This is a genomic window from Cellulomonas avistercoris (assembly GCF_014836445.1).
GTDB lineage: Bacteria > Actinomycetota > Actinomycetes > Actinomycetales > Cellulomonadaceae > Cellulomonas > Cellulomonas avistercoris.
In genome coordinates, this window is record NZ_JACSQV010000007.1 from 76,349 (window position 1) to 97,652 (window position 21,304).

Sequence of the window (21,304 nt, forward strand, 5' to 3'; positions counted from 1 at the left end):
GCGTCCGGGCGTGCCCGGGTCGGTGCGTGCGTCTTTCGGCAGGCTAGGCGCGCGGTCCCCAAAAGGGGATAAGAGCGGTCTGCTTTCTTGCCAGGTGAGACGCGCGACCGCGCGCCGGCGGGTGCGGACCGTGCGGACCGGCGCGTGCGTCGACCTCGCGGCGCCTACAGTCGAGCCGTGCCCGGCCGCCCCGTCCGTCTCCCCGCCCCCTCCGACGACGCGACGTCGCGTGCGGTGGCCGCCGGCCTCGACGCCCTGCGCGCCGAGGTCGAGCTGCCCGTCACGTACCCGCCTGACGCCCTGGCCGAGGCAGGCTCTGCTGCACAGCGCGCTCCCCACGCGCCGCACGCGCCGGGCGAGCGCGCGGACCGCACCGACGTGCCGTTCGTGACGATCGACCCCCCGGGATCGACCGACCTCGACCAGGCCGTGCACGTCGAGCGCCGCGGCAACGGGTGGCGCGTGCGGTACGCGATCGCCGACGTCGCCGCGTTCGTCGTGCCGGGCGGCGCCCTCGACGGCGAGACCCACCGTCGCGGCATGACCTGCTACAGCCCCGACGGCCGCGTGCCGCTGCACCCGACGGTGCTCTCCGAGGGTGCCGCGAGCCTGCTCGCCGACCAGGTGCGCCCCGCCGTGCTGTGGTCGATCGACCTCGACGCCGACGGCGAGCCGGTCGACGTGCACGTCGAGCGTGCGCTCGTCCGCAGCCGGGCCCAGCTGTCCTACGAGGAGGTCCAGGAGCGCCTCGACGCGGGCACCGCCGACGACCTGCTGCGCGGCCTGGCCGACGTCGGGGTCCTGCGCGAGGCGCGCGAGCGCGAGCGCGGCGGTGCGTCCCTCGACGTCCCGGAGCAGGAGGTCGTGCGGACCGCCGACGGCACCTTCGGCCTGCGGTTCCGCGCGACCCTGCCCGTCGAGGGGTGGAACGCCCAGATCTCGCTGCTGACGGGCATCGTCGCGGCGCGGCTCATGCTCGACGCGGGCGCGGGGGTCGTGCGCACCCTGCCGCCGGCGGACCGCAAGGACGTCGCCCGCCTGCGGCGCACGGCGGCGGCGCTGGGCATCGACTGGCCCGACGCGCTGCCCTACCCGGACCTGCTCGCGCGGCTCGACTCGCACGTCGGCCCGCACGCGGCGTTCCTGCGCGAGGCGACCACGCTGTTCCGCGGCGCCGGCTACCGGGCCTTCGGCACCGACGGGGCACCGGCGCCGGCGGGCCACGACGCCGAGCACGCGGCGATCCGCGCGCCGTACGCGCACGTCACCGCGCCGCTGCGCCGGCTGGTCGACCGCTACGGCACCGAGGTCTGCCTCGCCGCGGTCGCCGGGCGTGAGGTGCCCGCGTGGGTGCTCGCCGCGCTGCCGGAGCTGCCGGGGACCATGGCCCGGACCGGCCGTCGCGTGTCGGCGTTCGACCGCGGTGCGCTCGACCTCGTCGAGGCGGTCGTGCTCGCGCCCCGCGTCGGGGAGACGTTCACGGGGGTCGTGGTCGACGCCGACGAGCCGCGCGACGGGCGGGTGCGCGGTGCGCTGCAGCTGCGCGATCCTGCCGTGGTGGCGCCCGTGACGTCGGACGGGGCGCTCGCGCTGGGCGGCAGCCTCGACGTTCGGCTGGACGAGGTCTCGGTGGCACACCGTCGGGTGACGTTCGTGGCCGTGTGACCGATTCGTCCGGTTCGCACCTACCATCGCTCGCATGAGGACTCGCCCCTGGCGCAGCGTCGCGCTCGTCGTCATGGCGGTCGCCGCCCTCGTCGGCATCGGCGGTGTCGCGTCCGGACTGTGGTCCGTGCTGTGGGGCGGGCAGACCACCGCCATCCAGGGGCTGGCCGAGGAGGTGCCGTGGGACCAGGCGATCGTCGTGCCGTCGGTGGCGCCGCGGCCCACGCCGTCCGCCGCACCCACGTTCGACCTCGCGCAGCACTCCACGAGCGACCCCGGCAGCCCGTGGGTGATCGTCAACAAGCAGCATCCCGTCGCGCGCGACCACGAGCCCCCGGACCTCGTCGACGTCGACGGTGTGCGCGTGCGCGCGGCGGTCGAGCCGGACCTGCGGGCGATGGTCGAGGCGGCCGGGGGGCAGGGAGCCCGGCTCGTCGTGCGCAGCGGGTACCGCTCGTACGCGGAGCAGACGGACGCGCGCGCGGCGATCGAGGCGCGGCGCGGGTTCGCGCACGCCGAGCGCTACTCGGCCCGTCCCGGGTTCTCGGAGCACCAGACCGGCCTGGCGGTCGACATCGACTCGGGCTCGGACCCGTCCTGCAACCTGCAGACGTGCTTCACGCGCACGGCCGAGGGCGCGTGGCTGTCCGAGCACGCGTGGGAGTTCGGGTTCGTCGTGCGGTACACCGAGCAGAACACCGGCGTGACGGGGTACTCGCCGGAGGGCTGGCACCTGCGGTGGGTCGGCCGTGAGCTGACCGCCCACCTGCACCAGAACGGCATCGGCTCGCTCGAGGAGGCGTTCGGCGTCTCGGGCGGCGCGGAGTACGTCGCGGGCTGAGGCCGCGTGCGCCCCTGCGGGCGGAATTCCGTCGCGGCCCGTCGTGCCCCCGGCCTACCGTCGGCAGCGTGACCCAGTCTGCCGCGCACCCCGCCGTCGACGACGGTGCGCCGCTGCGCGCCCGCGTCGTGCGTGCGGACCGGGGTGCCCTGCTCGTCGTCCCGGACGACGACCTGGGTGCCGTCGTGCACCGGGCGGACCTGCCGCGCGACGGCCTGCTGCCGCTGCCGGACGGCACGCGCGTGCCGCCGACGGTCGGTGACGTCGTGGACGTGGACCGGGGTGGTGACGCGGACGCGTCATGGCGCGCGACCGAGCTGCACCCGCGGCGCACCGCGGTCGTGCGGGACTCGGCAGGACGCACGTCGCTCGAGCAGCCGGTCGCGGCGAACGTCGACCTCGTGCTCGTCGTCGAGCACCTGGACCCCGACCCCGACCTGGGGCGCGTCGAGCGGCTGCTGACGCTCGCGTGGCGCTCGGGTGCGCGGCCCGTCGTCGTGCTGACCAAGGCCGACCTCGTGCCCGATCCCGAGGGCATGGCCGCGGAGGTCGCGGCGGTGGCGATCGGCGTCGACGTGCACGTCGTGAGCGTCGTCGAGGGCACGGGTCTCGAGCCGGTGCGCGCCCTGCTGGCGCCGGGCGTCGCGCTCGTCGCGGTGGGTCCGTCGGGTGCCGGCAAGTCGAGCCTGGTCAACGCGCTGGCAGGCCGCGAGGTCATGGCCACGAGCGGGTTGCGGGCCGACGGTCGCGGGCGGCACACCACGACGCACCGCGAGCTCGTGCCGCTGGCGGACGGGGCCGTCCTCGTGGACACCCCGGGGGTCCGGGGCGTGGGGCTCGTCGCCGCGCCGGAGGCGCTGGACGCGACCTTCGCCGACGTGGCCGCGCTCGCCGCACGCTGCCGGTTCACCGACTGCGCGCACGTGACCGAGCCGGGGTGCGCCGTGCAGGAGGCCCTGGCGAGCGGCGAGCTGCCGGAGCGTCGCCTGGCGAGCTGGCGCAAGCTGCAGCGCGAGGCGCAGTTCGCGGCCCGGCGCACGGACGCACGCCTGGCCGCGGAGGAGCGGGCGCGGTGGCGGCGCGTCACGCGTGAGTACCACCGGCAGCAGCGGAGCCAGGGCGCGTCTCGCGGGTGAGGCCACGGGGCGGCGACGACCCCGGCCACGCCTCGTCCGAGAGGTGAGGGCGCCTCTGTATCGTCACAAAAAGGATTAGGCACCGGCCCTCGGCTCGCCAGGACGCGCCGTGCTCGGGTGTGATCGTGCAGTCGTTCGGGAGAGGTGTCGCTGGCGACCCTCCCCGGGCGCGTCGGCCCGACGCCCGTCGCCCCGACGCGCCGCTGGCCGACCCGATCCGAGGAGAGTCCATGCCCCCCCGCACGAAGGCGGCCCCCGCCGCCGGCCGCAAGCTCGTCGCGGCCCTCGCCGCAGGAGCGGTCGTCGCCGCCGGCGTCACCGCGCTCACGTCCACCGCGGCGAGCGCCGCGGCCGGCTGCCGTGCCGACTACGCGATCAGCAGCCAGTGGCCCGGCGGCTTCGGCGGCACGGTCACCGTCACCAACCTGGGCGACCCGCTGTCGTCGTGGGACCTGCGCTGGTCGTTCCCGAACGGCCAGACGATCCAGTCGCTCTGGAACGGCCAGGTGTCGACGAGCGGCTCGCAGGTCACCGTGACCAACTCGCCGTGGAACGGCTCGGTCGGGACCAACGGCACCATCCAGGTCGGCTTCAACGGCTCCTGGAGCGGCAGCAACGGCGCACCCACGTCCTTCACGCTCAACGGCACGACGTGCACGGGCGGGGTCTCCGGCCCGACGCAGCAGCCCACGTCGACGCCGTCGGCCACACCGCGCCCGACGCAGACGCCGACCCAGACGCCGCGCCCGACGCAGACGCCGACCCCCCAGCCCACGCAGTCGCAGCCGCCCGTGAGCAGCAGCGACTTCTACGTCGACCCCACCACGTCCGCGTACGCCGCGTGGCAGGCGGCGTCCGGCAACGACAAGAACCTCCTGGCGAAGATCGCGCTGACGCCGCAGGCGCTGTGGATCGGTGACTGGGCCACGGCCAGCGCGACGCAGGAGCAGGTGCGTGACTACACCGGTCGCGCTCGCGCCGCCGGCAAGACCGCGCAGATCGTCGTCTACGCGATCCCCGGCCGCGACTGCGGCTCCTACTCGGGTGGTGGCGTCTCGACGTCGGAGTACGCGCGCTGGATCGACACCGTCGCCGCGGGCATCCAGGGCAACCCCTGGGTGATCCTCGAGCCCGACGCGCTCGCCCAGCTCGGTGACTGCAACGGCCAGGGTGACCGCGTCGGCTTCCTGCAGTACGCCGCCAAGTCGCTGACGGCCAAGGGGGCCCGTGTCTACATCGACGCCGGCAACTCCGCGTGGCTCTCCGCGAGCGAGGCGGCCAACCGCCTCAACCGCATCGGGTTCTCCGACGCCGTGGGCTTCTCGCTCAACGTGTCGAACTACCGGACGACCGCGGAGGCCAAGGCCTACGGCCAGCAGATCTCCCAGCTGACGGGCGGCAAGAAGTTCGTCATCGACACGTCGCGCAACGGCAACGGCGCCACGGGCAGCGAGTGGTGCAACCCCAGCGGACGCGCGCTCGGCGACCGGCCCACCAAGGTGAACGACGGCAGCGGGCTCGACGCGCTGCTGTGGGTCAAGCGGCCGGGCGAGTCCGACGGCACCTGCAACGGCGGCCCGTCGGCCGGTGCGTGGTGGCAGTCGATGGCCCTGGAGCTCGCGCGCAACGCCACGTGGTGACGCGCAGCGCCTGAGCGCACGGCAGGACGAGGCCGCGGACGCCCCCGGACGGGGAGGCGTCCGCGGCCTCGTCGTGTCCGTTTCGTGTCAAAACGATTAGGGATCGGCCGTCCGCTCGCCATCGTGGGTCCCGAGCGGGTGTGATCGACGTGTCGTTCGGGGACGGCGTCGACGCCGACGCCCCCCGGGCGCGTCAGCCGGCGCACGTCGCCCGACGCGCCGCACGCCGACCCGATCCGAGGAGAGTCCATGTCCCCCCGCACAACGAGGGCGTTCACCCGACGAGGCCAGGTCGTCGCGGCCGTCGCCGCCGGCGCGGTCGTGGCCGCCGGCGTGACCGCGCTGACGTCGACCATGGCGCAGGCCGCCGCCGGCTGCCGCGTCGACTACGCCGTCACGAGCCAGTGGCCCGGCGGCTTCGGCGCCAGCGTCACCGTGACCAACCTGGGCGACCCGCTGTCCTCCTGGGACCTGCGCTGGGCGTTCCCCGACGGTCAGGGCATCCAGCAGCTGTGGAACGGCGTCGCGGCGTCGTCCGGCTCCCAGGTCACCGTGACCAACATGCCCTGGAACGGCTCGGTCGGCACCGACGCCCGGTTCCAGGTCGGCTTCAACGGCTCCTGGAACGGCAGCAACGGCGCACCCACGTCCTTCACCCTGAACGGCACGACGTGCACGGGTGACGTCGGTCCGACGGCCACCCCGACGCCCACGCCGACCCCGTCGGCCACGCCGACGCCCACCCCGTCGGCGACGCCCACCCCCACGCCGACGCCGAGCCCCACCCCCACCCCGACACCGAGCCCCACGCCGACCCCGACCCCCACACCGACCCCGACCCCGACGGTCACGCCGCCGCCGGTCTCCTCCGGTGACTTCCACATCGACACGACCAACCAGGCGTACCGCGCCTGGCAGGCCGCGAGCGGCACCGACAAGGCGCTGCTCGAGAAGATCGCGCTGACGCCGCAGGCCTACTGGGTCGGCAACTGGGACGACGCGTCGCACGCGCAGCAGGAGGTGCGCGACATCACCGGCGCCGCCCAGGCTGCGGGCAAGACCGCGCTGCTCGTCGTCTACGCGATCCCGGGTCGTGACTGCGGCTCGCACTCCGGCGGCGGCGTCGGCGAGTCCGAGTACGCGCGCTGGATCGACACGGTGGCGGCGGGCATCCAGGGCAACCCCTGGGTCGTGCTCGAGCCCGACGCGCTCGCCCAGCTCGGTGACTGCGACGGCCAGGGCGACCGGGTCGGCTTCCTGCAGTACGCCGCGAAGTCCCTGACAGCCAAGGGGGCCCGCGTCTACATCGACGCCGGGCACTCGGCGTGGCTCTCGCCGGCCGAGGCGGCCAACCGCCTCAACCGCATCGGGTTCTCCGACGCCGTGGGCTTCTCGCTCAACGTGTCGAACTACCGGACGACGGCCGAGACCAAGGCCTACGGCCAGCAGATCTCGCAGCTCACCGGCGGCAGGACGTTCGTCATCGACACGTCGCGCAACGGCAACGGCCCCTCCGGCTCGGAGTGGTGCAACCCGAGCGGTCGTGCGCTCGGTGAGCGTCCCACCAAGGTGAGCGACGGCAGCGGGCTCGACGCGCTGCTGTGGATCAAGCTCCCGGGCGAGTCGGACGGCAGCTGCAACGGCGGCCCGTCGGCCGGTGCGTGGTGGCAGTCGATGGCCCTGGAGCTCGCGCGCAACGCCACGTGGTGACGCGCAGCGCCTGAGCGCACCGCACGACGAGGCCGCGGACGCCCCCCGGACGGGGAGCGTCCGCGGCCTCGTCGTGGGTTCGGGGCCGCTCACGGCGCTGCCCACGGGTCGGACGTCCCTCACCCGTGCCCGGAGGCAGGCCTACGCTCGACCAGTTTCCCGTCCTCGCTGAGCAGAGCGGAGTCGACCCATGCAGGTCCAGCTGGAGCGCGTCCTCGAACAGGTGCTCGCTCGCAACCCCGGTGAGCGCGAGTTCCACCAGGCCGTCACCGAGGTGTTCGAGAGTCTCGGTCCGGTGCTCGAGCGCAACCCCCAGTACGTGGACGCGGCGGTGCTCGAGCGCCTGTGCGAGCCCGAGCGGCAGATCATCTTCCGTGTGCCGTGGGTCGACGACACGGGCCAGGTCCGCATCAACCGCGGGTTCCGCGTCGAGTTCAACTCGGCCCTCGGCCCGTTCAAGGGCGGCCTGCGCTTCCACCCGTCGGTGTACCTCGGGATCGTCAAGTTCCTGGGCTTCGAGCAGGTGTTCAAGAACTCGCTGACCGGCATGCCCATCGGTGGCGGCAAGGGCGGGTCCGACTTCGACCCGCGCGGCCGCTCGGCCGGCGAGGTCATGCGGTTCTGCCAGTCCTTCATGACCGAGCTCTACCGCCACATCGGCGAGTACACCGACGTCCCCGCCGGGGACATCGGCGTGGGCGGCCGCGAGATCGGCTGGCTGTTCGGCCAGTACAAGCGGATCACCAACCGCTACGAGTCCGGGGTCATCACCGGCAAGGGCGTGACGTGGGGCGGCTCGCTCGTGCGCACCGAGGCCACGGGCTACGGGACCGTGCTGTTCGCCGAGCGCATGCTCGCGACGCGCGGCCTGTCGTTCGACGGCATGCGCGTGACCGTGTCGGGCTCCGGCAACGTCGCGATCCACGCGATCGAGAAGGCGCAGGCGCTCGGCGCGCACGTCGTCGCGTGCTCGGACTCCCTCGGGTACGTCGTCGACGAGGCGGGGATCGACCTCGAGATCCTGCGGCAGGTGCGCGAGGTCGAGCGGCTGCCCGTGGCGGAGTACGCGGCGCGCCGCAGCGGCGCCCACTACGTCGCGTCCGCCCGCGTCTGGCAGGTGGACGCCCAGGTGGCGCTGCCGTGCGCGACGCAGAACGAGCTCGACGAGAACGACGCCAAGCGCCTCGTCGACGCCGGCCTGCTGGCCGTCGCCGAGGGCGCCAACATGCCGACGACGCCCGGGGCGGTGGCGCTGCTGCAGTCCGCGGGTGTCCTGTACGCGCCGGGCAAGGCCGCGAACGCGGGCGGCGTCGCGACGTCGGCGCTGGAGATGCAGCAGAACGCGAGCCGGGACGCCTGGTCCTTCGAGCACACCGAGGAGCGCCTCGCGGGCATCATGGCGCGCATCCACGACAACTGCGCCGAGACGGCCGAGGAGTACGGCGACCCGGGCAACTACGTGCTCGGCGCCAACATCGCCGGATTCACCAAGGTCGCGGACGCGATGCTGGCGCTCGGCGTCGTCTGACCCGCCCCACCTCCTGACGAGAGAGCGATCCGGCACCTGCCGGATAGCTCTCCCGGGTTCTGCCGAGGGGGTCGCAGGAGGCTAGCGCGCACCCACCGGCGCCTCGAGGGTCCGGGAGGGGTCGTCGTCCCCGCCTCCGGCCGACGCGCCCGCCGACGGCAGGCTGCGGCGCCACACACGCGCGCCCAGGAGCGTCAGCAGCCCCGGCAGCAGGACCAGCCGGATCACCGTCGCGTCGACGAGGATCGCGACGGCCAGCGCGACGCCCAGCATCTTGAGCTCCAGCATGCTCAGGGTCGCGAAGATCGCGAACACCGACACCATGACCGCCGCCGCGCTGGTGATGACGCCCGCCGAGTCGGCGATCCCGTCCCGCACCGCGGCCCGCGGCTCGACGCCGCGCAGCACGCGCTCCCGGACGCGGCTCAGGACGAACACGTGGTAGTCCATCGACAGGCCCACGAGGACCACCATGACGAACAGGGGCACCCAGTCGATGACGAAGCCCGGGCTCGTGAAGCCGAGCGCGTCGGCGAACCAGCCCTCCTGGAACACCAGCCGCAGGACGCCGAACGCGACGCCCACCGACAGCAGGTTCAGGGCGGTGGAGACCAGCGCGACGGACGTGCTGCGGAACGAGACCGCCATCGTCACGCACGTCAGCAGCAGCACGGCGCCGATCACCCACGGCATCCGCTGCGACTGGCGCTGCGTGTGGTCGAGGTCGTACGCGGGCCAGCCGCCCACGGCGTGCTCGACGTCCAGGCCCGCGACGGCTGCGGGCACGAGGTCCTCGCGCACGTCGCGCACGACGTCGTCGAGCGCCGGGTCTGAGCTCTCGAGCGGCACCGCGAGCGTGAGCACGTGCGTCCGGCCGTCGGCGGCGGCGACCAGCCCGGGGACGCCCAGGTCCTGGAACCGGCCCGTGGCCACGGCGGTGCGCTCCAGCTCCTCGAGCGCCGCCGCGACCTCGTCCCGCTCGTCGGCCGAGCCGCGCACGACGACGTCCAGCGTCGAGCCGCGCGACGGGAACACCTCGCCCACGCGCGTCAGGGTCGCGACCTCCGGCAGGTCCGGCGGGAGCGTGGCGAGGTCGGCGCCGTGCAGGCGCAGTCCCAGGGCGGGCGCGGCGGCGAGCACGCAGACGCCGCCCGCGACGAGGACCGCGACGAGCGGGTGGCGCACGGCCGGCGCCAGGACGCGTCGGCTGATGCCACCGGGACCGATCCGGCGGTTGACGCGCCACAGCAGCGGCACGCGCGGCCGGTCGACCCAGCGGCCCAGCGTCACCAGCAGCGCGGGCAGCACGGTGATGGAACCGACCACCGAGACCGCGACGACGATCACCGCGCCGGTCGCGAGGGAGTCGAAGGTCGCGAGCTGCAGCAGGTACAGCGCGGCGAGCGACACCACGACGGCGACACCGGACACGACGATCGCGTGGCCGGACGTCTGCGCGGCGATCTCGACGGCGTCGAGCGTCGAGCGGCCGCGGGCCCGTTCCTCGCGCTCGCGCTTGAGGTAGAACAGCGAGTAGTCGACGCCGACGGCCATGCCGATGAGGACCACCATGCTGGCGACCGTCGGCTCCGCGGGGACGACGTGCGAGGCGAGCGCCGACAGGCCCAGGGTCGCCGCGACGCTCGCGACCGCGAGCAGCACAGGGATGCCCGCCGCCACCAGCGCGCCGAACGCCAGGACCATGAGCAGCAGCGTCACCGGCAGCGACACCGCCTCGGCGGACGTCAGGTCCTGCGCGACGCGCTCGTCGATCGCGTCCGCGAGCGACACCTCGCCCGAGACGTCCACGGTGAGCGCCGGGTGACGCGCGGCCACGTCGGCCACGGCACGCTGCAGCGCGGTGACGTCGTCGACCGCCGGCTCGAGCTCGACCGTCACGAGCGCGGCCGAGCCGTCGGGGGAGGGGACGGGGTCGCCGACGCCCGCGACGCCCGGCACGTCGACCAGCGCGGCCACGACGTCGCGCGCACCGGCCTCGAGCGCCGCGTCGTCGCCGTCCGCGGTGAGCAGGACGAGCTCGGCGTCCGGGTCCTTCAGGCCCGCCTCGTCGACCCAGGCCGCGGCGCGGCCCGAGCCGCCGACCCGGTCGTCCGCGTCCTCGATGGTCTGCGTCGGCACCAGGACGCTCAGCGCGGCGCACGCGACGACGAGGACGAACCAGCCGCCGATGGCCCACCACGGGTGGGTCGCGCTCCAGCGGGCGGCGCGCTGCGGTATCCGTGACGGGGACGGGACTGCGGGTCGGTAGCGGCGCACGAGGGCCTCCGGGAGAGCAGGGATGCGGGCACCGACCACGCTCGCGCGGCAGGGGTACCGCGGTCAGGAGCGCGAGGTCCCTGGTCAGCAGGGGTGCTGGCACCACCGACGGGGCCCCGGGTGGTCGGCCAGGATGGCCGCATGCGACGCACCCCCTGGCCCGCGACCGGTCGGTCGGTCGGCCTGGCCCTGCTCTGGTTCCCCGCCGCGGTCCTGCTGGTCGCCGCGGTGCTCGCGCTGGTGCTGAGCGTCGTGGGCGTCGGCCTGCCCCTGCTCTGCGTGGTGCTGGCGGGGGCGCAGGGCCTCGCCCGCGTGCACGCCCGGCTCGCCGCGCGGACGCTGGGGCGGGACGTGCCGGTCGTGGCGCTGCCCGGCGACGGCCCGGGGGAACCGCCCGACTGGGGTCTGCTGCTCGGCACCGACGCGCGGCGCGTCCTGGCCGCAGGCGACGACCCCGCACGGCTCTCGCGGCTCGCCGCCCTGCCCTTCCGGACCGGGTGGCGGTGGCTGCGCGCCGGGCAGACGTGGAGCCTGCTCGGGTGGCTGGCCTTCGCGACCACCGGGGGCGCGCTGCTGACGCTGCTGGTCGTGCTCCTGCCGCTGGCGGCGGTCGGCGCGGCGGTGGACGCGATCGTCCTGCCGCCGCTGCTCCGCATCCCCGCGGCGTGGGTCGTGGTCCTGGCCGGCGGGGCCGTGGTGCTCGCCGCGGTGTGGTGGTGGTGGGCCGACGCCCTCGCCCGGCTGCGGGCCCGGGCGGAGGCCGCGCTGCTCGCGCCCGGGCCCGGTGCCGTGCTGGAGCGCCGCGTGCAGGACCTCGCCGAGTCGCGTGCCGACACCGTGGACCACGCCGCCGCCGAGCTGCGCCGCGTCGAGCGGGACCTGCACGACGGCGCGCAGGCCAGGCTGGTGTCGGTCGGGATGCAGCTCGGCATGGTCGCCGACCTGCTCGACCGCGACCCCGACGCCGCCCGCGCGCTGCTCGAGGAGGCCCGCGGGACGACGGCCGGCGCCCTGGCCGACCTGCGCGACGTCGTGCAGGGCATCCACCCGCCCGTCCTCGCCGACCGGGGTCTGTCCGCCGCGGTCCAGGCGCTCGCGCTCGACCTGCCCGTCCCCGTCACGGTCGTCAGCGCGCTGCCCGGCCGGCCGCCCGCGGCGCTCGAGTCCGCGCTCTACTTCGCGGTCGCCGAGACGCTCACCAACGCGGTGCGGCACGCGTCCGCGACGCACGTGCGCGTCGAGCTCACCGCCGGCGGGGCGAGCCTGCGCGTCGTCGTGGCCGACGACGGCGTCGGGGGCGCCGACCCCGGGGCCGGCTCCGGGCTGCGGGGCGTCGCGCGCCGCCTGTCCGCGTTCGACGGCACCATGGGCGTCGACAGCCCGCACGGCGGGCCCACCCGGATCGTCCTGGAGGTGCCGTGCGCCTGGTCCTCGCCGAAGACCACGCCCTCCTGAGGGACGGCCTGGTCCGGCTCCTCACCGCGTACGGGCACGACGTCGTCGCCGCCGTCGAGGACGCCACCGCGCTCGAGGCCGCCCTCGCGGAGCCGGACGTCGACGCGGCGGTCGTCGACGTGCGGCTCCCGCCCGGGTTCGCCGACGAGGGCCTGCGCGCGGCGATCGCGGTCCGTGCGCGGCGCCCCGGGTTCCCGGTGCTCGTGCTCAGCCAGTACGTCGAGCACCTGTACGCGCGCGAGCTGCTCGCCGGTGGTGAGGGCGCGATCGGCTACCTGCTCAAGGAGCGCGTGTCCGACCCGGCCGACTTCGTCGACGCCGTGGCCCGCGTGGCCGCGGGCGGGACGGTGCTCGACCCGGAGGTCGTGGCGGCGATCATGGCGCGGCGGGCGTCACCGCTGGACCGTCTGACGCCACGCGAGCGCGAGGTGCTCGCGCTGATGGCCCAGGGACGTGGCAACGCGTCCGTCGCGGCCGCGCTCGTCGTCACCGAGAAGGCCGTGGCCAAGCACATCAACAGCATCTTCACCAAGCTCGACCTGCCCGTCGGCACGGACGACAACCGCCGCGTGCGCGCCGTGCTGGCGTGGCTGCGCGACGGCCCCGACACCACCGGCGGCTGACCCGCGGGCGGTCGTCCGGGGCCGCGCCGTGGGTGAGGATGGGGGCGTGCCCCCGCGTCGTCGAACCGATCCCGCCGACGGCCGCGCCGCGCTGCAGGCGTGGCGCGCCGACCCCGCCGCAGCCGGCACCCCGGTGCGGCGCACCGCCGTGCGCTTCACGCTGGAGGAGCTCGCCGACGTCGCCCCCGGCAACGCCGTCGAGGTCCGGGTGCCGCCCGACGGTGCCGTGCAGGCCGTCGCCGGCCCGCGCCACACCCGCGGCACACCCCCGAACGTCGTCGAGACGGACCCCACGACGTGGCTCGCGCTCGCAGCCGGCGACCTGACCTGGGACGAGGCCGTCGCCGCCGGCAGCGTGCACGCGTCGGGCGAGCGCGCCGACCTGTCGCACCTGCTGCCGCTGCAGGCCGCCCGGACCCGCTGACCTAGGATCGCCAGGTGCCCGACGACCCCCGCCCCGCCGACGACCCCCGCCCGGACGACGTGCCCTCCGGCCACCCCGACGAGGCCGAGCTCGCACGTGCCGCCGTGCCGGCGAGCGTGCGGCGTGCACCGCGCTACGGCGCGTTCATGGTCGCAGGCGCCCTCGTCGGCGTCGTCGTCGCGCTCGTGGTGGCGTTCGCGACGTCGCACGACAGCGGCGTGAGCAGCCAGGACGGCGGCATCCTGCCGTTCCTCGGCGGCCAGAACGGCGTCCGCTGGGTGCTGGCGCTCACCGGCGCCGTCGTCGGCGCGTTCGTCGGGGGCGCGCTCGCGGTGCTCGCCGACCGGCGCAGCCTGCGGCGTCGGCGCCCCGCGCCGCAGGACTGACCCCCGCCGGGCGACCGCCCGGTGGACCCGCGGCGCGCGTCGCGGCACCGGTGTGCCACCATGGTGGCGTGGCCCCCCGCGCAGACGGACGTCTCAACCACGACCTTCTACCCGGCGAGAAAGGCCCGCAGGATGCCTGCGGCGTCTTCGGCGTCTGGGCTCCCGGCGAAGAGGTGGCGAAGCTCACCTACTTCGGCCTCTACGCGTTGCAGCACCGCGGGCAGGAGTCCGCGGGCATCGCGACGTCGAACGGCTCGCAGCTGCTCGTCTACAAGGACATGGGGCTGGTCTCCCAGGTCTTCGACGAGACGGCGCTGAACGCCCTGCAGGGGCACATCGCCATCGGTCACACGCGCTACTCGACGACCGGCGGGTCGACGTGGGAGAACGCGCAGCCGACGCTCGGCGCGACCGCCGCGGGCACCGTCGCCCTCGGGCACAACGGCAACCTCACCAACTCCGCCGAGCTCGTCGACCTCGTCGCGGAGCGGTACGGCAGCCAGCGCCGCGGCGAGCTCGCGCGCGGCAACACGACCGACACCGCGCTCATCACGGCCCTGCTCGCGGGCGACCCCGACCACACGCTCGAGGCGACGGCGCTCGAGGTGCTGCCGCGCCTGCGCGGGGCGTTCTGCCTGGTCTTCATGGACGAGCGCACGCTGTACGCCGCACGCGACCCGCAGGGAGTGCGCCCGCTCGTGCTGGGCCGTCTCGAGCGCGGCTGGGTCGTCGCGTCCGAGACCTCCGCCCTGGACATCGTCGGTGCCTCGTACGTGCGTGAGGTCGAGCCGGGCGAGTTCATCGCGATCGACGCCGAGGGGCTGCGGTCCACGCGGTTCGCACCCATCGACCGCGCCGGCTGCGTCTTCGAGTACGTGTACCTCGCGCGGCCCGACACGACGATCAACGGCCGCTCGGTCCACGCGGCCCGCGTCGAGATGGGCCGCCGCCTGGCCGTCGAGCACCCCGTCGAGGCCGACCTGGTGATCCCGGTCCCCGAGTCGGGCACGCCCGCGGCGGTGGGCTACGCCGCGAAGTCCGGCATCCCGTTCGGCCAGGGACTGACGAAGAACGCCTACGTCGGGCGCACGTTCATCCAGCCGTCGCAGACCCTGCGCCAGCTCGGCATCCGCCTCAAGCTCAACCCGCTCAAGGACGTCATCCGCGGCAAGCGGCTCGTGGTCGTCGACGACACCATCGTGCGCGGCAACACGCAGCGGGCGCTGGTCCGGATGCTGCGCGAGTCGGGGGCTGCCGAGGTCCACATCCGGATCACCGCGCCGCCCGTGAAGTGGCCGTGCTTCTACGGCATCGACTTCGCGTCGCGCGCCGAGCTCATCGCCAACGGCCTGGGGGTCGAGGAGATCGCCCGGTCCCTGGGCGCCGACTCGCTGGGCTACCTGTCCGAGGAGGGCATGATCACCGCCACCGAGCAGCCCGCGTCGCAGCTGTGCACCGCGTGCTTCAGCGGCCACTACCCGATCGAGCTGCCGCCGTCGGAGCAGCTGGGCAAGCACCTGCTCGAGCAGAACGAGCTGCCCCTGGGGCAGCCGGAGGACGGCCTGCTCAGCATCGTCCCGGCGACCGGTGGCGCGACCGCGCTCGAGCACCCGTGAGCGCCACGCAGCCGGTCACGTACGCCTCCGCGGGCGTCGACACCGAGGCGGGCGACCGGGCCGTCGAGCTCATGAAGGACGCCGTGCGCGCCACCCACGGACCGCAGGTCCTCGGTGGCGTCGGCGGCTTCGCCGGTCTGTACGACGCCTCGGTCCTCACGCGCTACCGCCGGCCGCTGCTCGCGACGTCCACGGACGGCGTGGGCACCAAGGTCGCCATCGCGCAGGCGATGGACGTGCACGACACCATCGGCTTCGACCTCGTCGGGATGGTCGTCGACGACATCGTCGTGGTCGGCGCGCGGCCGCTGTTCATGACGGACTACATCGCGTGCGGCAAGGTCGTCCCGGAGCGCATCGCCGACGTGGTGCGCGGCATCGCGGCCGCCTGCTCGGCCGCGGGCACCGCGCTGGTCGGCGGGGAGACCGCCGAGCACCCCGGCCTGCTGGGGCCCGACGAGTACGACGTGGCCGGTGCTGCGACGGGTGTCGTCGAGGCGGACGAGCTGCTGGGTCCCGAGCGCGTGCGCGCGGGCGACGTCCTGGTGGCCCTCGGGTCGTCCGGGCTGCACTCCAACGGGTACTCGCTCGTGCGGCGCGTGGTGCAGGTCGCCGGGTGGGGCCTGGAGCGCCACGTGGACGAGCTGGGACGCACGCTGGGCGAGGAGCTGCTGGAGCCGACCCGGGTCTACGCGGCGGACTGCCTGGCGCTCGTCGAGGAGTTCGGTCCCGACCGCGTCCACGTCTTCAGCCACGTCACCGGCGGTGGCCTCGCGGCCAACGTCGCGCGCGTGCTGCCGCCCGGGCTGGTGGCCGACGTCGACCGCGCCTCGTGGGTGCTGCCGCCCGTCTTCAGCCTGGTGCAGGGGCTCGGCGCGGTCCCCTGGGGGGACCTGGAGAACACGCTCAACCTCGGGGTCGGCATGGTCGCCGTCGTGTCGGCCGACGTCGTCGACGACGTGCAGCGTGCCGCCGGGCTCCGCGGCATGCCCGCGTGGGTCCTGGGGAGCGTGCGGGAGCAGCGGGACGACGACGCGACCGCCGCGGGCGTCGTGGCGGGCACGAAGGGCGTCCAGGGCGGCGCCGTGCGCCTGCACGGCGCCTACCGCGTGGGCTGACCACGGGCTGCCGCGTCGGCCGACCACGCGGCAGGGCTGACGACACGGCACGGCCCGAGCAGACAAGTCTGCTCGGGCCGTGAGCCTCGGCGTCGTCGAGGCCGGGGCGACGTCCGCTCGCGCCAGGTCGTCGGCGTGCGAGGGGACTCCGTCAGGACGCGGGTGCGGCGGGTGCGGCGTGCGACCGGGTCAGGATCGCCGCCCCGCGTGGTCAGCGGTCCTCGTCACCGGGCCAGCCCCAGCCGGGCGGGTCGTCGTCGTCCGTGGTCACCGCGCTGCGGCGGCTGTCCGTGACGACATCGTTGCGGCTACGCGACGAGAGCTCCTGCTCGAGGGCTCGGTAGTTCGTGTCGGGGCTGAAGTACTTCAGCTCCCGGGCGACCTTCGTCTGCTTTGCCTTCTGACGGCCGCGCCCCATGGCATCGACCCCCTCTAACGTGGAAGCGGGGCGGCTCCGTGCTGACACGTGCGGCCCCGGGGTGCTGTTGAGTCTCTTCGTGTGGCAACGGTACATGGTCGCGATCCATTCCGACCACCTGCGTCGGGTGGGCTCCGCCACGTCCGCCGGCGGTGCGGCGTTTTCGTGACCGTGGGGCAGCGCTTCGTGACTCCGTGGTGCTCCCGGGGTCGCGCGACGGCGGGCCGGGGCCCGCGCATGCCCGTTTTCGGCCGTCTCGGGATGTGAGTTACATCACAATATGGCACCCTTCGCGGCGCGGGAGCGCGTCCATGGTCCAGGTGTTCACCCACGTCGCAGCGTCGAGGCGCTTCGACTTGGCGCGTCTGCGCTGGTCACGGCGTCGGCCCCCGAGTGCGTCCTCGGGCGGGCGAAATCCGCCGCGCGACGGACGTCACACGAACAGGCGACAACGACTCAGCCGTCCGAGGAGATGTGTCCCGATTCGGACGGGTTTAGGGTAGGTGCATCGACGCTGCCCCAGGGATGTGGCGATGGTCGCGACCGCCCTGGGTCACCTGTCTGGAGGCAGAGCGCACGTCGCCGACGTGTCCTGGAGTGCCCGATGTGTCAGATTCAGTACCAAGCCGCGCAGCCCCGAGGCGCAACGTGTCCGGAAGGCGCATGTCGGGGCGGCTAGACAAGGGAGGTACGCAGTGTCCACCACGCACTCGTCCGATGCAGAGGCCCTGCTGACACCGTCCGAGGTGGCGACCCTGTTCCGGGTCGACCCCAAGACGGTCACCCGCTGGGCCAAGTCCGGCAAGCTGTCCTCGATCCGCACGCTCGGCGGTCACCGCCGCTACCGCGAGTCCGAGGTCCGTGAGCTGCTGAACGGCGTTCCCCAGCCGAGGTCCAACCCGCAGTCCTGAGCTCCACGGAGCCGACCGCCCGGAGGTCCGGCGCGCACCGCGGGGGAGTGCGCGTGACACCGACGGCCGGGCTCCGCCGCCCCACCACGGTGGGGCAGCGGCGGGACCGCACGTACGACGGCCGCTGCCGGTGGCCCCGGGACCCGGGGAAGCCTGGCAGCGGCCGTCGTCGCGTCTGCGGCTGTCGTGCGCGCAGGGGCGCATCGGTGGGTCCTAGGGCGCCTCGCAGGCGCCAGGCCCGCCCGCCCCCGTCAGTGCCGGGTCGCCCGCCGCACGACGCCCACGACCACCAGGGCCACGACCGCGCCGGCGATGACGAGCACCTTGCGAGCGCGTGCGCGGTCCTCGGGCAGCGCGGCGTCGTCGGTGGCGTCGAAGACGAGGCGGCGGCCCTTCTGCTGCAGGCGCTCGACCTGCCGCCGGGGGTCCGCCTCGGCGACGAGCGCGTCGACGGTGGCGGCGAGCTGCTCGCGCGCCAGGGTCACCTCGGCCTCGAGCGCCGCGACGTGCGCGGGCGGGATCGTGTCCTTGTCGCTCACCGGTGCAGCCCCTTCTTGACGGTGTCCACGTCCTCCTGCAGGTTCTCCATCGCACGCTCGGGGACCGGTGGCGCCCCCTTCTTGACGTGCCTGACGCCCAGCAGGGCGAGCACGGCGGTGACCAGCAGCAGCACGACCGAGACGATCAGCGCCGCGAGCCACGCGGGCACGACGTTCGCCAGCCCGATGATCGCCGTCGCGATGAACGCGCTCAGCGTGTAGAGGGCGAGCACGCCCGCGCCGGCGAGCAGACCGGCACCGACGCCCATCTGCTGGGCCTTGGCCGTCATCTCGCCCTTCGCGAGCGCGATCTCGGCGCGCACGAGGCGGGTGGCCTGCTCGCTCAGGTCGCCGACCAGGCGCCCGAGCGACCGGGCGTCTTCGGGCGCGTCGGAACGCGTGTCGCTCGCCCATCCGGAGTGCGTGACCATTCGACGACCTTCCTCACCTGCAGGGACGGTTGATGCCGGAGCATCAGTCTGCAGGTACCGCCGCATCCGCGCGACGCGACGCGCAGCGGGGGAGGGGTCGACGGCTCAGTCGGCCCAGGGGTGGACGAGCTCCTCGGCGGGGTGGGTGCTCGGCGGCACGGGGATGACCGGGTTGCCGACGGGGAGCATCGCGCGGCCCCAGGCCGCGGCACCGGCGGCGAGCAGGACCAGCGCGGCCCCGACGAGCAGCGCCGACAGCCACAGCGGCATGACGTGCGCGACGCCCACCACGGCGGCGAGCGCGAAGAGCGCGATGCCGATCACGGTCAGCAGCGCGGCCGCGCCGAAGGCGATCGCCGAGGGCCGGATGCGGACGGCGCGGGTGCGCATGCTGGCGCCGACGGCGTCCAGCTCGTGCTGGACCGCGGCGCGCATCTTGTCCTCCACCCGCTCGAACCGGTCCCGGGCGCGCTCCGCCAGAGGGTCGGTGAGCCGGTCGAGCATGCGGGGGCGGGGGCGGTCGGTCGTCGTGGTCACGGGAGTGTCCTCGTTCGGTAGGAGCTGTGCTCCCACCGTAGGTGCCCAGGTGCACGCCCCGGCCGGGACGATGGGCCCGGGTCGGCCGGTCGGGCGAGGCGTCCGCTGCCGTGGCGGCCACGCCGCGAGGGCGAGGGTGGCGGCCGGCGGCGCGGTCAGCGCCCGGACATGGCGACGGCCCCGGCGGGCGTCCCGCGGGGCCGTCTGTGGTGGCTCCGACCGGCGTCGATCCGGTGACCTTTCGATTTTCAGTCGAACGCTCTACCAACTGAGCTACAGAGCCTCGCAACGAGTGAACCGGCCTCTCGGCCGGTCCCTCGCAGCGACCCCGACGGGACTTGAACCCGCGACCTCCGCCGTGACAGGGCGGCGCGCTAACCAACTGCGCTACGGGGCCTCGTGGTGGCCGTGACCACCCTAAAGCCTTCTTGCTGTGCTGCTGTCCTGCTCGTACCCCCAACGGGATTCGAACCCGTGCTACCGCCGTGAAAGGGCGGGGTCCTAGGCCGCTAGACGATGAGGGCGGGTTGTCCGCCCCTGACGTCGAGGCGTCGGAAGACCGGTGATGAGCATACGGTCTGGTGGCCGTAACTCCAAAAGCGATGTCCTGCGTGCTGGTCAGCGGCTGTTCCGAGGGCAGGATGGTGCCCGTGGTGGACATGACGCGCGAGGAGTTCGAGGACGCGGTCCGCGACGCCCTGGACGAGATCCCCGAGGAGCTCGCGGCGATGATGGACAACGTCGTCGTGCTCGTCGAGGACGAGGCGCCGTCGGACGAGCCGGACCTGCTCGGGCTGTACGAGGGGACCCCGCTGACCGAGCGGGGCGAGTTCTGGGCGGCCGGGTCGCTGCCGGACCGCATCTTCGTCTACCGGCTGCCCACGCTGGCGATCTGCGAGGACCGCGAGGAGGTGGTCGAGGAGGTCGCGATCACCGTGGTCCACGAGATCGCCCACCACTTCGGCATCGACGACGACAGGCTGCACGCCCTGGGCTGGGCGTAACCCCGGGGGCCAGCTAGCATCGCCGTGTGGCGATGAATGGACGGCTCCGGCGGCCGCGGAGGGCGGGCGCGTGACCGGCGGCCACTCGCACGGCCACCACGGCTCGGCCACGGCGCGGCACCGCGGCCGGCTCGCCTGGGTGCTGGCCCTGACCCTCCTCGTGATGACCGTCGAGGTCGTCGGCGGCGTCCTGTCCGGCTCGTTCGCGCTGCTCGCGGACGCGGGCCACATGCTCACGGACGCGGCGGGGCTGGCCGTCGCGCTCGCGGCCAGCATGCTCGCGACCCTGCCCGCGACCGCACGCCGGACGTTCGGCTGGCAGCGTGCCGAGATCCTCGCGGCCATGGTCAACGGCCTCGTCGTGGCGACGGTGGGCGTCCTCGTCCTCGTGGAGGGGGTCCGCCGCATCGCGCGGCCCACCGAGGTCGAGCCGCGCCTCATGCTCGTCGTCGCGCTCCTGGGACTGGCGGCCAACGGCGTCGGGCTCGCGCTGCTGCACCGCGGACGCGACGAGTCGCTCAACGTGCGCGGTGCCTACCTGGAGGTGCTGGGCGACGCGCTCGGGTCGGTCGCCGTCGTGGCGGCGGCGCTCGTCGTGCTCACGACCGGGTTCGCACGCGCCGACGGCATCGCGTCGGTCCTCATCGCGTGCCTCATCCTGCCCCGGGCCGTCCTGCTGCTGCGCGACGTCGCCGCCGTGCTGCTCGAGGCCACGCCCGTGGGCGTCGACCTCGACGTCGTGCGCGAGCACATGGCCGGTGTGCCGGGCGTCCTGGGCGTCCACGACCTGCACGCGTGGACCATCACGTCCGGGGTGCCGGTGCTGTCGGCCCACGTCGTCGTCGCGGACGAGGAGCTGGACCGCGCGGGCACCGGGCGCGTCCTGGACCACCTTCGGGCGTGCCTGTCCGGGCACTTCGACGTCGAGCACTGCACGTTCCAGCTCGAGCCCGTGTCGCACGCGGGCGAGCAGGGCCTGCACCCCTGAGGTGCGACGGGTGGCGCGACGCCCCCTGTGTCGCGCCCCCGGTCGCCGCGGCCCCCC

20 protein-coding genes and 3 tRNA genes are annotated in these 21,304 nt (G+C 74.5%); 15 read left to right on the plus strand and 8 right to left on the minus strand.

What is annotated here, in order from left to right; translation table 11 throughout:
* Positions 1-177 precede the first annotated feature (177 nt).
* The 6 genes from H9657_RS09600 (at position 178) to gdhA (ending at position 8,520) form a co-directional block, all read left to right on the plus strand.
* On the plus strand, positions 178-1,665 hold the full coding sequence (locus H9657_RS09600; protein ID WP_191782774.1) for an RNB domain-containing ribonuclease: 1,488 nt from the start codon (positions 178-180) through the stop codon (positions 1,663-1,665).
* A 34-nt stretch (positions 1,666-1,699) separates the two neighbouring features.
* Entirely contained in the window at positions 1,700-2,506 is an 807-nt protein-coding gene (locus tag H9657_RS09605) for a M15 family metallopeptidase (protein WP_191782776.1), read from the plus strand.
* A gap of 68 nt (positions 2,507-2,574) precedes the next feature.
* Positions 2,575-3,642 carry a ribosome small subunit-dependent GTPase A gene (rsgA, locus tag H9657_RS09610; protein WP_318241404.1) on the plus strand — a complete coding sequence of 356 codons (1,068 nt, stop codon included), beginning with the start codon at positions 2,575-2,577 and terminating at the stop codon, positions 3,640-3,642.
* Positions 3,643-3,872: 230 nt separating this feature from the next.
* Positions 3,873-5,282 carry a glycoside hydrolase family 6 protein gene (locus H9657_RS09615; protein WP_191782778.1) on the plus strand — a complete coding sequence of 470 codons (1,410 nt, stop codon included), beginning with the start codon at positions 3,873-3,875 and terminating at the stop codon, positions 5,280-5,282.
* A 249-nt stretch (positions 5,283-5,531) separates the two neighbouring features.
* Complete coding sequence (locus tag H9657_RS09620; protein ID WP_191782780.1) at positions 5,532-6,992, plus strand: glycoside hydrolase family 6 protein; 1,461 nt, start codon at positions 5,532-5,534, stop codon at positions 6,990-6,992.
* Between the two features lie 190 nt (positions 6,993-7,182).
* Complete coding sequence (gene gdhA / locus H9657_RS09625; protein ID WP_191782782.1) at positions 7,183-8,520, plus strand: NADP-specific glutamate dehydrogenase; 1,338 nt, start codon at positions 7,183-7,185, stop codon at positions 8,518-8,520.
* 81 nt (positions 8,521-8,601) lie between these two features.
* Here gdhA and H9657_RS09630 read toward each other — a convergent pair whose 3' ends face one another.
* Positions 8,602-10,797, minus strand: coding sequence for an MMPL family transporter (locus H9657_RS09630; protein ID WP_191782783.1), 2,196 nt, complete (start codon positions 10,795-10,797; stop codon positions 8,602-8,604).
* A 141-nt stretch (positions 10,798-10,938) separates the two neighbouring features.
* On the opposite strand from H9657_RS09630, the gene H9657_RS09635 reads away from it, so the two are divergent.
* The 6 genes from H9657_RS09635 (at position 10,939) to purM (ending at position 16,419) form a co-directional block, all read left to right on the plus strand.
* Entirely contained in the window at positions 10,939-12,252 is a 1,314-nt protein-coding gene (locus H9657_RS09635; RefSeq protein ID WP_191782786.1) for a sensor histidine kinase, read from the plus strand.
* On the plus strand, positions 12,216-12,875 hold the full coding sequence (locus H9657_RS09640; RefSeq protein WP_191782788.1) for a response regulator: 660 nt from the start codon (positions 12,216-12,218) through the stop codon (positions 12,873-12,875). Before H9657_RS09635 ends, H9657_RS09640 begins: the two co-directional genes overlap by 37 nt.
* 46 nt (positions 12,876-12,921) lie before the next feature.
* Positions 12,922-13,299, plus strand: a complete 378-nt coding sequence (locus tag H9657_RS09645) for a sterol carrier family protein (protein WP_191782790.1) — start codon at positions 12,922-12,924, stop codon at positions 13,297-13,299.
* 14 nt (positions 13,300-13,313) lie between these two features.
* On the plus strand, positions 13,314-13,685 hold the full coding sequence (locus tag H9657_RS19055) for a phage holin family protein (RefSeq protein ID WP_191782792.1): 372 nt from the start codon (positions 13,314-13,316) through the stop codon (positions 13,683-13,685).
* A gap of 68 nt (positions 13,686-13,753) precedes the next feature.
* A complete protein-coding gene (gene purF / locus H9657_RS09655) occupies positions 13,754-15,301 on the plus strand; it encodes an amidophosphoribosyltransferase (protein WP_191782795.1) in 1,548 nt (515 codons plus the stop codon).
* The gene (purM, locus tag H9657_RS09660; RefSeq protein ID WP_191782797.1) at positions 15,298-16,419 is read left to right on the plus strand and encodes a phosphoribosylformylglycinamidine cyclo-ligase; all 1,122 of its coding nucleotides are present in this window, start codon (positions 15,298-15,300) and stop codon (positions 16,417-16,419) included. The genes purF and purM overlap by 4 nt, the downstream gene beginning before the upstream one ends.
* A gap of 211 nt (positions 16,420-16,630) precedes the next feature.
* Here the strand turns inward: purM and H9657_RS09665 are convergent, their stop codons facing one another.
* Positions 16,631-16,837 carry a DUF3073 domain-containing protein gene (locus H9657_RS09665; RefSeq protein ID WP_191782799.1) on the minus strand — a complete coding sequence of 69 codons (207 nt, stop codon included), beginning with the start codon at positions 16,835-16,837 and terminating at the stop codon, positions 16,631-16,633.
* Positions 16,838-17,532: 695 nt separating this feature from the next.
* Here H9657_RS09665 and H9657_RS09670 point away from each other — a divergent pair.
* Positions 17,533-17,748 (plus strand): BldC family transcriptional regulator, encoded by a 216-nt coding sequence (locus H9657_RS09670; RefSeq protein WP_191782801.1) that lies wholly within the window; start codon positions 17,533-17,535, stop codon positions 17,746-17,748.
* A gap of 251 nt (positions 17,749-17,999) precedes the next feature.
* Here H9657_RS09670 and H9657_RS09675 read toward each other — a convergent pair whose 3' ends face one another.
* From H9657_RS09675 to H9657_RS09700, 6 genes are all read right to left on the minus strand, one after another.
* The gene (locus H9657_RS09675; protein WP_191782803.1) at positions 18,000-18,287 is read right to left on the minus strand and encodes a DUF3618 domain-containing protein; all 288 of its coding nucleotides are present in this window, start codon (positions 18,285-18,287) and stop codon (positions 18,000-18,002) included.
* A complete protein-coding gene (locus tag H9657_RS09680; RefSeq protein WP_191782805.1) occupies positions 18,284-18,718 on the minus strand; it encodes a phage holin family protein in 435 nt (144 codons plus the stop codon). The genes H9657_RS09675 and H9657_RS09680 overlap by 4 nt, the downstream gene beginning before the upstream one ends.
* A gap of 105 nt (positions 18,719-18,823) precedes the next feature.
* The gene (locus H9657_RS09685) at positions 18,824-19,255 is read right to left on the minus strand and encodes a phage holin family protein (protein WP_191782807.1); all 432 of its coding nucleotides are present in this window, start codon (positions 19,253-19,255) and stop codon (positions 18,824-18,826) included.
* A 207-nt stretch (positions 19,256-19,462) separates the two neighbouring features.
* A tRNA-Phe gene (locus H9657_RS09690) sits at positions 19,463-19,538 on the minus strand.
* Between the two features lie 40 nt (positions 19,539-19,578).
* Positions 19,579-19,652, minus strand: a tRNA-Asp gene (locus H9657_RS09695).
* Positions 19,653-19,706: 54 nt separating this feature from the next.
* Positions 19,707-19,779, minus strand: a tRNA-Glu gene (locus H9657_RS09700).
* 117 nt (positions 19,780-19,896) lie between these two features.
* Here H9657_RS09700 and H9657_RS09705 point away from each other — a divergent pair.
* Positions 19,897-20,259: a metallopeptidase family protein gene (locus H9657_RS09705; protein WP_191782809.1), complete on the plus strand. Its 363-nt coding sequence runs from the start codon at positions 19,897-19,899 to the stop codon at positions 20,257-20,259.
* A gap of 70 nt (positions 20,260-20,329) precedes the next feature.
* On the plus strand, positions 20,330-21,247 hold the full coding sequence (locus H9657_RS09710) for a cation diffusion facilitator family transporter (RefSeq protein WP_191782810.1): 918 nt from the start codon (positions 20,330-20,332) through the stop codon (positions 21,245-21,247).
* Positions 21,248-21,304: the final 57 nt, after the last annotated feature.